Below are 11,021 nucleotides of genomic sequence, written 5' to 3'. Positions count from 1 at the left end.
GGACCGAGACGGGAAATCGGTTCCCGGAACGTCCTGTCGGACTCTGCCAATCGCTCGGCATATCATCCGGCGGTCACCCGGCCAAATGGACAGTAGATTTGGGCTCACGGGGTGTCAATCGTCCGATGCGGCGTCTTGAGGTCACTCTTTGCGCGGGTTCGGGCGTGCATGTGAATGGGCCGCCCTTCAGGTGAGCGGAAGGCGTCGCGAAATATCAACGAAATGCGAAGGGGGAGTCGGCGGCATGGGAAGTAGTCGCCGGTTTGCCTGAATTCCCGCGGGAGGGGCGCTTTCGAAACTCAACGAAATCGACCTTCCTGTTCGTTGTCCGAAACCGCACGTCGCGAGGAAGGCGCTCCGGTCCGCCCGCAGGCGGCTGCGACGGTCGGCGAAAGCCCGCGGATCCGGAAGGAGGGGTGCGTCGACGACAAGGTCGTCCACGGCAAACTCGCAGGTCACGCACGCTGCTCGTCCGGTCCGGTCCGGGCGAGGCGCCGGCGTGCCTCCGCGTGGGTGATCTCCTGGGTGCGGCGGGCGGCCCGTCCCGTGTCCGGGCGGGGGTGCTCGGGCGGCCGGGACGTCGTTGCTCAGGACCGTCCAGCGGTTCAGCGTCTCGGGGCCTCGATCTCCGTGCCGGCGGGTTCCGCGTCGAAGTGCCTGCGCCGCTCCTCGGGCAAGGACTCCTGGACGTCACGGACGGTTCGCAACGGACGCGTCGGCGAATGCGGGAGGGCGAGGGACGTCGCCCGGGAGGAATTCCTTCTCCTCCGCCGAACCGGCCGCGTGATTTTCCGGCCCCGGGCTGACGGCGTTCCGGCCATTCGCCCGGTTCCTTCCAGGAGGAACGGCACCACGCGGACGAGCCGGCCGCCCGTCGGCACGGACACCTGACGGGGGGACCGGACCGGCGGACCACCGGCCGGCATGCCTCAGCGCCCGTCGCGGACGGCAGGGCCTCCGGCATGTCCCCGCCGGGGGGAGGGGCACGGGCCTCGGCAGCGCCCGGGGAGGACGGTGGCGGTGCGCCGGTCGCCGCCGCTCGGGGTTGACCTTCCCCGTGGTTTCCGGTGTTCTGCTGCGATGGCCGATCTTCGAATCCAGCAGCCGGACGGCGACGTCACGCTCGCGGACTGGCGGTTCGTCCACAACGCGGTCGTTCCGGCGCACCGGCTGTCCCTGGCGGAGGCGCGGGAGCGCGCGAAGCGCGATCACCTGGAGGTCGCGTACCTCGGGGATGCGCCCGTCGGGTGCACGACGGTGCGGCCGCCGGCGGCGGGGACGGCGACGGCGACGGTGATCGCGCGGGTGCTGCCGGCCCACCGGAGGCGGGGGCTCGGCGGGGAGCTGTACGCGCGGGGGCTGAGGCGGGCGCGGGAGCTGGGGGCCGGGGTGATCGAAACGGTGGTGCTGTCGTCCAGCGGGAACGGGCTGCGGTTCGCCTGTCGGAACGGATTCCAGGAGGTCGAGCGGTACCTGCTGGACGGGGAAACGGTCCCCTGGGTCGATCTGCGCCTCGCCCGGACGGCGACCGGGCGCCGGGAAGGGCCCGGACGTCCGCGCCGGGGCGTGTGAGGATGGGCGGCATGATCCGACCCGCGACGCCCGCCGATGTCCCCGTCATCCACGCCCTGGTCCGTGAGCTCGCCGAGTACGAGAAGGCGCTCGGGGAGGCCGTGGCCACCGAGGAGCAGCTGCGGGAGGCGCTGTTCGGGGAACGGCCCGCCGCGTACGCGCACATGGCGGTGGACGACGTGACGGGGGAGCCCGTCGGGTTCGCGCTGTGGTTCCTGAACTTCTCCACCTGGCGCGGGGTGCACGGGATCTACCTGGAGGACCTGTACGTCCGGCCCGAGGCGCGCGGCGGCGGGCACGGGCGGGCGCTGCTCGAGGAGCTGGCGCGGCTCTGCGTGGAGCGGGGCTACCAGCGGCTGGAGTGGTCGGTGCTGGACTGGAACGAGCCGGCGATCGGCTTCTACCGGGCGCTGGGCGCGCTGCCGCAGGACGAGTGGACGGTGTTCCGGCTGACCGACGAGGCGCTCACCGAACTCGGGACCGCACGGCGGTCCGGGGAGCCGGTGGCCTGAAGCCGGGGACGGGGCGGTACCGGTCGAGCGCCGACGACACCGCGGTGAGGGCGCTCGTGCTCGCGACCGCGGAGAGCACTCCCGGCGCCGCGACCTGGTCGCCGGCCAGGTAGACGTCGTCGCCGCGGTCCACGGCGGGGCGGTCCCGCCACGTCGTGCCGGGCGGGTCGACGGCCCCGGTGCGGCCCTCGGCCAGCGCGTCGCGGCGGTACGTCACGCGGTCCCGCCAGTCGGGGAGGCCGAGGTCCAGGAGGGTCTCGCCGCGGGCGACGGCCTCCTCGCGGGGCGCGCCGGGCGCCAGGGGGAACTGGGCCTGCAGGAGGTGCTCGCCCCGGGGGGCCAGCGTCGGGTCCTGCACGGTGAACCGCTCCACGTAGCCGGGGCCGTCCAGGTCGGAGAGGACGAACGCGTCGCGCGGATCCTCGCGCAGCGCCAGGTCGACCAGGACGGTGCGGCCGCTCGGCCAGGTCAGCGAGGGGTCGTCGAGGAGCGCGCGGGCGGCGGGCAGCGAGGTGGCGACGATCACCGGGCCGTGGTCGGACCGGGCGTCGGCCAGGGTGTGGATCCGCGCGCCGGTCTCCGTGCGGACGCCGAGGTTCCGGGCGCGCGCGGCCATCCGGTCCACGATGGCCTGCCAGCCGCCGCGGGGGTAGCGGACCTCGGGCGGGAAGCCGGTGATCCGCCGCAGCCGCTCCTGCACGAAGCGGGCGGAGAGCGAGCCGGGGTCGTGGTGGAAGATCACCACGGAGGTGAGGTACGCGGTGGCGCGGGCGGCCTCGTCACCGATCCGCCAGGAGGCCCAGCTGAGGAAGTCGACGTCGGCGGGAACCCGGTCGGCGTCGGTGCGGAGCAGGCGCACCGTGCCGAGCGGCGGGGTGCGGCGCAGGGCGCCGTGGTGGCGGAACCGCGCCCCGGTGGCGTCGCGCGGCCGGAACGGGGCGAGGGGACCGATCAGGCCGCGGTCGTTCAGCCAGGTCCAGTGGGGGCTGCGGCTCAGGAAGGCGTGCGGGCCCTCGTTGGTGCGGTAGGGGGCGGCAGCGGTGCGGGCTCGGCCGCCGAGGTCGTGGTGGGCCTCGTACAGGGTGACGCCGGCGCCGCGCTCGGCGGCGGCGATGGCGGCGGTCAGCCCGGCGAGGCCGCCACCGACGACGGTGACGGTGCGGGGCATGGTTCTCTCCCTCGGACACGGGCGCGGGTGCGGACACGGGCGCGTACACGGCGCGGGTGCGGACGCGGAGCGCGGGTGCTGGGCGGTGCGGCGCGCCGGTACTGCGTCCGAGTCCCCCTTCGGAGGGCGACGACGCGGCGGCCGGGGGAGAAAAGCCGGGGAGGGGAGGGCGGGGGAGCGCGTCAGGGGAGGCGGGGGAAGCGGGCCTGGAGGGTCCAGACGGCGGGGTTGTCGGCGAGGTCCTCGTGCAGGTCGCAGAGGTCGGCGATCAGGTCGTGCAGGAAGTCCCGGGCCTCGCGCCGCAGTTCGGCGTGGGAGAACCGCAGGGGCGGCTCGTCCGTGGTCATCCAGTCGGCGTCGATCTCGACCCAGCCGAAGCGGCGCTCGAAGTAGAGCCGGTCGGTGGACTCGGTGAAGTCCAGCTCCGCGTGCTGCGGGCGCGAGGCGCGGGAGCCGGCGGGGTCGCGGTCGATCTGCTCGGTGATGTCGCACAGCGCCCAGGCGAAGTCCAGCACGGGAACCCATCCCCAGGCCGTGGAGATCTCCTCGTCCTTCTCGGTGTCGGCGAGGTAGACGTCCCCGCAGAACAGGTCGTGGCGCAGGGCGCGGACGTCCGCGCGCCGGTAGTCCGTCTGGGGCGGGTCCGGGAAGCGGTTGGAGAGCGCGTAGCCGATGTCGAGCACACGCCGATGGTGTCATGCGCCGGTCCGGTGCCGCGTCCACCGCCGCCCGGCGGCGGGGCCCCGGCTACGACGGGGCCTGCGCGTCCGTGGCGGTGGCGCCGGCCACCAGCAGGGCCAGGCGGGGCGGCCAGATCGTTTCGCCGGTGGCGGCCAGCTCCTCCAGGGACCACCAGCGCCAGGCGAGGATCGCGTCGGCGGCGTGCGCGTCCGCGAGGTCTCCCGTCAGGTCGCGGCGCGGGGCGCGGGCCAGGTAGACGTGCTCGTGCTGGCGCACCGGCACGCCGCGGTAGGGGAAGTCGTGCTCCCAGACGCAGAGCAGCGGGCCGGGGGTGACGTCGCTCCAGCCGGTCTCCTCGCGGACCTCGCGGGTGGCGCCCTGGAGGGGGCTCTCGCCGGGCTCCAGCCCGCCGCCGGGCAGCGCCCAGTAGGGACCGGTGCCGGGGTTGTCGTAGCGGAGCAGGAGGACGGCCCGGTCGGGGTCCGGGGTGACCACGGCGACCCGGGCGGCGGCGCGCGGCATGCGGGGGTTCCGGGGGTCCTGCAGCGGCTTGCGCAGCACGGAGCAGGGGCGGTGGTACCGGCGGTCCACGCGGTGGCCGATGAGCTGGTAGCCGAGGGCGGCCCAGAAGGCGAGCGAGTCGGGGGTGCTGTCCAGGACGGCGAGGCGAACGGCGGTGCGGCCGCCCGCGAAGAGGCGGGCCTCGACGGCGGCGGCCAGCCTGCGGCCGAGGCCCTGGCGGTGGACGGTGGCGTCCACCATCAGCAGGCCGATCCACGGGTCCGGGTCGGCCGGGTCGGGGTGATGGGCGAGGGTGACGGCCAGGCCGACGAGGCGGCCGGCGCTGCGGGCCAGGAGCACCTCGATGTCCGGGTCGGCGAGTTCGTCCGCGAGGGCGGCGGCCACCTGCTCGGGGCGGATGTCGTCCGGGTCGGGGAACTCGTCGCCCCCGCTCAGCGCGTGGAACTCCCGGTTGGAGGCGTAGAGGGCCGTGAGCTCGGTGAGCACGGGGCCGGGGATGTCACGGTCCGGGGTGAGGTGCAGCGGCTCCAGGATCATGGGCGCACGCTAATCGACGGCGGGGCCGGCCCGCCCGCGGTGCGGGCGGGCCGGTTGTGGCCGAGGGCTGTCAGACGCTGACGCCGAAGTCCTGGGCGATGCCGGCGAGGCCGGAGGCGTAGCCCTGGCCGACGGCGCGGAACTTCCACTCGGCGCCGTGGCGGTAGAGCTCGCCGAAGACCATGGCGGTCTCGGTCGCGGCGTCCTCGGAGAGGTCGTAGCGGGCGATCTCGGCACCGCCGGCCTGGTTCACCACGCGGATGTACGCGTTGCGGACCTGGCCGAAGTTCTGCGAGCGGCTCTCCGCGTCGTAGATGGAGACCGGGAAGACGACCTTGTCGATCTCGGCCGGGAGACCGGCCAGGTTGACGTTGATCGCCTCGTCGTCGCCCGCGCCCTCGCCGGTGCGGTTGTCACCGGTGTGGACGATGGACTGGTCAGGCGTCGCCTTGTTGTTGAAGAAGACGAAGTACGTGTCCGCGTAGACCCGGCCGGCGGCCGTGACCGCGATGGCGGACGCGTCGAGGTCGAAGTCCGTTCCCGTGGTGGTGCGGACGTCCCAGCCCAGGCCAACGGTGACGGCGGTCAGGCCCGGAGCCTCCTTGGTGAGCGAGACGTTGCCGCCCTTGGACAGGCTTACAGCCATGGTGGGAGTCCCTTCCTTCGTTGTGTGACTGACGGGCTTCGCACTGGGGGCGAAACTACCGTCGCTTCGTTGAACGCCGGGAGAGGTCCGTGAGGTTCCGGCTGCCTTTACCTTTTTTACCGTTCACCCGGACGGCGGGACGCCGGCCGGGCCGGAAACCCGGATGACCGCGGCGCCCCGGGCGGGGGACCATGGGGGCATGTCCGGTCGCCCTCTCCTCATCCGCGGCTCCGTGCCTCTGCCCGAGGCGGAGCTGAGCTGGCGCTTCTCCCGTTCCGGGGGACCGGGAGGACAGCACGTCAACACCAGCGACACCCAGGTCGAGCTGCGGTTCGACCTGGCGGCCACCGAGGCGCTGCCGCCGGTGTGGAAGGCGCGGGCGCTGGAGCGGCTGGGGTCGCGGCTGGTGGACGGGGGCGTGCTGGCGGTGCGGGCGTCGGAGCACCGCTCCCAGTGGCGCAACCGTGAGGCGGCGATGGAGCGGCTGACGGCCCTGCTGGGCGAGGCGGTGGCGCCGCCGCCCAAGGTCCGGCGGCCGACCCGGATCCCGCGCGGCATCAACGAGCGCCGCCTCCAGGAGAAGAAGAAGCGCGCGGACACCAAGCGGGGGCGCAGCCCCCGCAACTGGGACTGACCGCCCCCGCCTCCCCGCCCGGCCGGGCCCGGTTCAGCTCAGGTGCCGGTAACGGCTGCGGAAGTGCAGCAGCGGGCCGGCGTCGCCGGGCGCGGTGGTGGCCGACAGGACGCGGCCCACGACCAGGGTGTGGTCGCCCGCCTCGACGCGCTGTTCGGTGCGGCACTCCACGGTGGCCAGCGCGCCGGTGATCAGCGGGGCTCCGCTGGCCTCGCCGCGGGTGTGCGGGACGTCGGCGAACAGGAGCCGGTCGCTGATCCGCCCCTTCATGGCGAACCGCCCCGCGATGTGCCGCTGGTCCTCCGCGAGCACCGACACCGCCCACAGCGGCTGCTCGGCCAGCAGGTCGTCCATCCGGGAGCCGGTGCGCAGACTGATCATCGCCAGCGGCGGGTCCAGCGAGACCGACATGAAGGCCGTCGCCGTCATGCCCGCGTCCTCGCCGACCGGGCCGTCGGGGTCCGTCCGGGGCTCGTGCGCGGTCACCAGCACCACGCCCGAGGCCAGCCGGGACATGGCCGCGCGGAATTCTTCGTCGTTCACCCCTTCAGCATGCCCCGGCACCGGGACGTCACGGGGCGCAGGGGTCGCGGGGGCCGCAGGGGCCGTGGGGGCGGGAGCCACCGGTGGGACCTGGGAGGCCGGTGATGCCGGTGAGGCCGATGATGCCGGTGATGCCGGTGATGCCGGAGAGGTGTGAGGGGCCGGGGGGAAGGAAAGGGTCGCCACATGAACGACGCTAGGCGCCGCCACGCCTGCCGCGCATCGGCCCCCGGCCGCATCCCGCCCCCGCTGCGGGACCTAGGTCCCCGGCCCGTGCGGGCGGTCCGGCCCTCGGCCCCGGCCGTCCCGCCGGCCCCACCGCCACCGCCGGCCCCGCCGTCATCGCGGGTCCCGCCCGCCCCGTCGCCCTGCCCGCCGCCGCGGAATTCCGCCGCCCTCTTCCCCGTTCTCCCCCCGTTGTCCAAATTTCCCGTGATACATGTGACTTGACTCACAGCGTGAGAAATTTGCTGACCCTGCGTACCGGTGGGGCAGCGCGCTGTGATTCAGTGGCGTGGAAGCTGCACGAGGACGCCGAAGACAACCCTTGATTCGCTACGAGGTCTCGGGGGGAGGGCGAGCATGGAGACCGAGTCGGAACCGTATGTCCGCCTTGCGACTCTGCGGCAGCTGCATCAGCTGATGGCGCGGATGAACACGGCGCGCAGCCTGGCCGACACCCTGCAGACCGTGGCCGACGGCCTCGTCGAGGGGCTGGGCTGGGAACTCGCGGCCGTCAACATGGTCCGCCCCGAGTACAACGACCTGGTCGTCGCCGCCGTCGCGGGCAACACGGCCGCCGAGGCGCTGCTCACCGGCCGGTCCGGGTCCCGTGACTCCTGGGAGCGGCGGCTGGCCATGGGCGTCTCCTGGGGCACTCTGCGCTTCATCCCGCACACCGAGGCGTGGGCCCTCAACGAGGACGACGTCCCGACCTGGCTCACCGGCGGTCCGCTGCCCCGCTTCGAGGGCGAGTGGCACCCCGACGACCGGCTCATCGCGCCGATGTACGCGCCCGGCACCCTGGACCGCAAGACCGGCCCCGAGCTGATCGGCGTGATATCGGTGGACCGTCCGCGCAACGGACGCCGCCCCGGCGCCTGGGGCCGCGAGGCGCTGGAGACGTACGTCTTCCACGCCTCCATCGCGATCGCCAACGCCCGGCTGCGTTCCAACATGCAGCGCGCCCTGGTCCGCCTGGAGCGGGAGCAGCAGGCGCTGCGGGCCAGTGAGGAAAGCTTCCGCCACGCCTTCGAGTACGCCCCGTCCGGCATGGCCATCACCGACATGGGCTGCGGCGACCAGCACGGCCGGATCCTGCGGACCAACGACGCGCTGTGCCGGCTGCTGGGCCGCCCGTCGGCGATGCTGTGCAAGCAGTCCTTCGAGACGCTGGTCCACCCCGAGGACGCGGACACGCTACGCCGGACCTACGCCGACGGCGGCCGGGCCGAGCTGCGGCTGGCCCGGCGGGACGGCAGCTTCGTGTGGGTGTCGCTGCGCAACTCGGTGGTCGCCGACGCCGCCGACGGGCCGAGGTTCCTGCTGAGCCACGTCGAGGACATCGAGGAGCGCAAGCGCCGCGAGCTGGCCCTCGCCCACCGCGCCTCGCACGACTCGCTGACCGGGCTGCCGAACTCGGCGGAGCTGCGGGCCCGGCTGAGCGCCCGGCTCTGCGACCGTCCGTACGCGCCGGCCACCGCCGGGTCGCGGCTGGCGGGGGTGGTGGAGTCGCTGGACGCCGCCTACGGGGACGAGCCGTGCGAACTGGGGATGTGGGAGCCGGGCGCCTACGACACCGGCGTCTACCGCGACCCGCCGTTCGAGTCCGTCCACGAGGGCGTGCCCGGCGGCCAGGGCCCCTACGAGCCGGACCCGTTCGAGGGCGTCGGGCACGGCGGCGCCCCGGTTCCCGCGGACCGGTACGGCTTCGTCGGCGAGCCGCGCCACGTGCACACCGTGGCGCCGCGCGAGTCCCGGGACGACGGCGCCAAGGGGCTGGCGGTCCTCTTCTGCGACCTGGACGGCTTCAAGGGCATCAACGACCGCTTCGGCCACAACGCCGGCGACGCGGTGCTGATAGAGGTGGCCCGCCGCCTCAGCGACGGCGTCCGCGACGGCGACACGGTGGCCCGGCTGGGCGGTGACGAGTTCGTGGTGCTCGCCGACGGCCTGGGCCGGGCGGACGCCGAGGACCTGGCGGTGCGGCTGCGCAACCAGATCGTCCAGCCGATCACGGTGGACGGCCGCGACATGCGGGTCGGGGCGAGCTTCGGCATCGGCTGGGCGCACTGCGGGATGACGGCGGAGGAAGTGCTGAAGTCCGCCGACGAACGTATGTACGTTCAGAAACGATCACGTCCGAAAACTCACAGACGCGCGGGTTGAACCCCAGGTCAGCGGCCGGACACCTGCCGGTGGGATCTGCGTCACCCACTCGGGCTACAAACACCGGGTACGCTCGCAAGACATCACCTGTCGCACCTGACCCCGCACCTGTTGAGGAGTACCAAGGGATGACGTCCGGTAACAACGGCGCCAGCACGCCCGAGGACGACGACCCGTTCGGCTACCTCTACGCCGACGGACAGGCCAACGGCGCCCAGCCGCCCTCCGGCGGCGGCTACGGCTACCCGAACTCCGTCAACCGCGTGCGGGCCGTGGGCGAGCGCCGGTACACCCCCCAGCAGACGGTGCAGCAGCCGCCCGCGTCGGCCCCCGGCCCGTACGGCGGCCCGAACCCCCACTACCAGGCCCCCGAGGCGGTCGCCATGGGCTCCGTCGGGGTTCCCGGCGCCCCGGGCTCGCGCCGCTCCCAGGACAACGGCGGCGGACGCGGACGCGGTCCCAACACCAAGGGCCTGATGATCGGCGCGGTGGCCGTGGTGGCCGCGGTGGTCGTCGGCATCACCCTCGCCATGACCGGTGGCGGCGACGACACCGAGAAGACCGCGGGCACCGGTCCGTCGCCGACGGCGAGCTCCATGGAGAAGCCGACCGAGGCGGCGGACGACGGCAAGGAGAAGAAGAAGGGCGAGTTCGAGCCGACGAAGATCGACGCGGCCTCGCTCGGCGAGCTCGGCGGCGGCGCCACGCCCGCGAGCGACGTCCCCGGCTCCAGGGCCGAGAGCGGCTCCTACCTCGCCGGCTTCGGCGCCCCCGGCTCCTCGGTGACCTGGACGGTCAACGGCGTGCCGAAGGACGGCCAGTACACCCTCTTCACCTACTACGGGGTCCCCGGCGAGGACGCCAAGGCCACGCTGACCGTCAACGGCGGCCAGCCGGCCGAGGTCAACCTGAAGAACTACGCCGGGGCGGAGAAGGGCGACTGGGCCAAGGGCTGGACCCGGACCTACAACTACGTCCCGCTGAAGCAGGGCACCAACACCATCACCCTCTCCTGCGCGGAGGGCTGCAACGCCAACGTCGACCAGTTCGGCCTGGTCCAGGGCGAGGTGGCCCAGGAGCCGAAGGAGTTCTCCTGACGCCGACGGCGCCCGGTCAGACCGCCGGCGCGGCCTCGGCGACCCGGACCCGGCCGAGCAGCTCCTCGTAGAGCGGCCGGTCGAACCCCCCGGCGGCCGACGCGGCCGCGGTGGCCGCCGAGAGGGCGGCCGCCCGGGCCAGCCGCCCGGGCCAGGGCAGGTCCTCCGCCAGCCCGGAGAGCAGCCCGGCGGCCACCGAGTCTCCGGCCCCGGCCGGGTCCTCGTGCGGGGACGGGGCGGGGCGGCCCGCCAGTGACCCTCCGGCCCCACGGCCCAGTGGCCCTCCGGCCCCACGGCCAGCAGGCCCCCGGCGCCCAGCGAGGCCACCACGGTCCGCGCCCCGCGCCGCCGGGCGTCCAGGGCGGCCCGCAGCGGGTCGTGCGAGCCGGTCAGCTCGGCCAGTTCCCCCGCGTGGGACGTGAGCAGGTCGGGCCGGGCCGCGACACCACGCCGCAGCGGCTCGCCCGAGGTGTCGAGCAGCACCGGAACCCCCGCCGCCCGCGCCTCGCGCACCAGCTGCGCGTACGCGCCCACCGGAACGCCCGGCGGCAGACCGCCGCAGAGGGCGACCGCCCGCGCGGTGGGCAGCAGGTCCCGGTAGACGGCCTGGAGCGCGGCCCAGTCCGCCGCGGTGACCGCCGGGCCCGGCTCGTCGGGCAGGGCGGTGCCGGCGGCGGCCGGGCCGGGGGCCGGGACGGCGCGGCGGGCGGTGGCGCCCACC

Annotated in this window: 10 protein-coding genes and 1 pseudogene; 5 read left to right on the top strand and 6 right to left on the bottom strand. The window is 74.3% G+C overall.

The window, feature by feature from the left end; all coding sequences use genetic code 11:
- Positions 1-1,080: 1,080 nt before the first annotated feature.
- Entirely contained in the window at positions 1,081-1,572 is a 492-nt protein-coding gene (locus A2U95_RS09530; protein ID WP_166021733.1) for a GNAT family N-acetyltransferase, read from the top strand.
- A gap of 11 nt (positions 1,573-1,583) precedes the next feature.
- Positions 1,584-2,084, top strand: coding sequence for a GNAT family N-acetyltransferase (locus A2U95_RS09525; RefSeq protein ID WP_166021732.1), 501 nt, complete (start codon positions 1,584-1,586; stop codon positions 2,082-2,084).
- On the opposite strand, the gene A2U95_RS09520 is transcribed toward A2U95_RS09525, so the two are convergent.
- From A2U95_RS09520 to A2U95_RS09505, 4 genes are all read right to left on the bottom strand, one after another.
- A complete protein-coding gene (locus A2U95_RS09520) occupies positions 2,038-3,252 on the bottom strand; it encodes an NAD(P)-binding protein (protein ID WP_166021731.1) in 1,215 nt (404 codons plus the stop codon). The genes A2U95_RS09525 and A2U95_RS09520 overlap by 47 nt on opposite strands.
- A 182-nt stretch (positions 3,253-3,434) precedes the next feature.
- Positions 3,435-3,935: a hypothetical protein gene (locus A2U95_RS09515; RefSeq protein WP_166021730.1), complete on the bottom strand. Its 501-nt coding sequence runs from the start codon at positions 3,933-3,935 to the stop codon at positions 3,435-3,437.
- Between the two features lie 64 nt (positions 3,936-3,999).
- Positions 4,000-4,992 carry a bifunctional GNAT family N-acetyltransferase/NUDIX hydrolase gene (locus A2U95_RS09510; protein WP_166021729.1) on the bottom strand — a complete coding sequence of 331 codons (993 nt, stop codon included), beginning with the start codon at positions 4,990-4,992 and terminating at the stop codon, positions 4,000-4,002.
- 70 nt (positions 4,993-5,062) lie between these two features.
- A complete protein-coding gene (locus tag A2U95_RS09505; protein WP_166021728.1) occupies positions 5,063-5,638 on the bottom strand; it encodes a TerD family protein in 576 nt (191 codons plus the stop codon).
- A 199-nt stretch (positions 5,639-5,837) separates the two neighbouring features.
- Here A2U95_RS09505 and arfB point away from each other — a divergent pair, with 199 nt between their 5' ends.
- Positions 5,838-6,272 carry an alternative ribosome rescue aminoacyl-tRNA hydrolase ArfB gene (gene arfB / locus A2U95_RS09500; RefSeq protein WP_166021727.1) on the top strand — a complete coding sequence of 145 codons (435 nt, stop codon included), beginning with the start codon at positions 5,838-5,840 and terminating at the stop codon, positions 6,270-6,272.
- Positions 6,273-6,305: 33 nt separating this feature from the next.
- Here the strand turns inward: arfB and A2U95_RS09495 are convergent, their stop codons facing one another.
- Positions 6,306-6,815, bottom strand: a complete 510-nt coding sequence (locus tag A2U95_RS09495) for a flavin reductase family protein (RefSeq protein WP_420856983.1) — start codon at positions 6,813-6,815, stop codon at positions 6,306-6,308.
- A gap of 582 nt (positions 6,816-7,397) precedes the next feature.
- On the opposite strand from A2U95_RS09495, the gene cdgB reads away from it, so the two are divergent.
- Entirely contained in the window at positions 7,398-9,203 is a 1,806-nt protein-coding gene (gene cdgB / locus A2U95_RS09485; protein WP_166021726.1) for a diguanylate cyclase CdgB, read from the top strand.
- Positions 9,204-9,331: 128 nt separating this feature from the next.
- Complete coding sequence (locus A2U95_RS09480) at positions 9,332-10,300, top strand: carbohydrate-binding protein (RefSeq protein WP_166021725.1); 969 nt, start codon at positions 9,332-9,334, stop codon at positions 10,298-10,300.
- Between the two features lie 16 nt (positions 10,301-10,316).
- Here the strand turns inward: A2U95_RS09480 and A2U95_RS09475 are convergent.
- Positions 10,317-11,021: pseudogene (locus A2U95_RS09475) on the bottom strand (PfkB family carbohydrate kinase); the annotation flags it as partial.

Source organism: Streptomyces chilikensis, assembly GCF_001642695.1.
Classification (GTDB): Bacteria; Actinomycetota; Actinomycetes; order Streptomycetales; family Streptomycetaceae; genus Streptomyces; species Streptomyces chilikensis.
The sequence above is the reverse complement of the archived record's forward strand: the minus strand, read 5'-3'. Positions and strand labels throughout refer to the sequence as shown.

What these genes read in the sequence shown, in the direction of transcription:
- A2U95_RS09520 (WP_166021731.1), bottom strand. Translation starts at nt 3,252, where the DNA reads ATGCCCCGCACCGTCACCGTCGTCGGTGGCGGCCTCGCCGGGCTGACC.
- A2U95_RS09480 (WP_166021725.1), top strand. Translation starts at nt 9,332, where the DNA reads ATGACGTCCGGTAACAACGGCGCCAGCACGCCCGAGGACGACGACCCG.
- arfB (WP_166021727.1), top strand. Translation starts at nt 5,838, where the DNA reads ATGTCCGGTCGCCCTCTCCTCATCCGCGGCTCCGTGCCTCTGCCCGAG.
- A2U95_RS09505 (WP_166021728.1), bottom strand. Translation starts at nt 5,638, where the DNA reads ATGGCTGTAAGCCTGTCCAAGGGCGGCAACGTCTCGCTCACCAAGGAG.
- A2U95_RS09510 (WP_166021729.1), bottom strand. Translation starts at nt 4,992, where the DNA reads ATGATCCTGGAGCCGCTGCACCTCACCCCGGACCGTGACATCCCCGGC.
- A2U95_RS09525 (WP_166021732.1), top strand. Translation starts at nt 1,584, where the DNA reads ATGATCCGACCCGCGACGCCCGCCGATGTCCCCGTCATCCACGCCCTG.
- cdgB (WP_166021726.1), top strand. Translation starts at nt 7,398, where the DNA reads ATGGAGACCGAGTCGGAACCGTATGTCCGCCTTGCGACTCTGCGGCAG.
- A2U95_RS09530 (WP_166021733.1), top strand. Translation starts at nt 1,081, where the DNA reads ATGGCCGATCTTCGAATCCAGCAGCCGGACGGCGACGTCACGCTCGCG.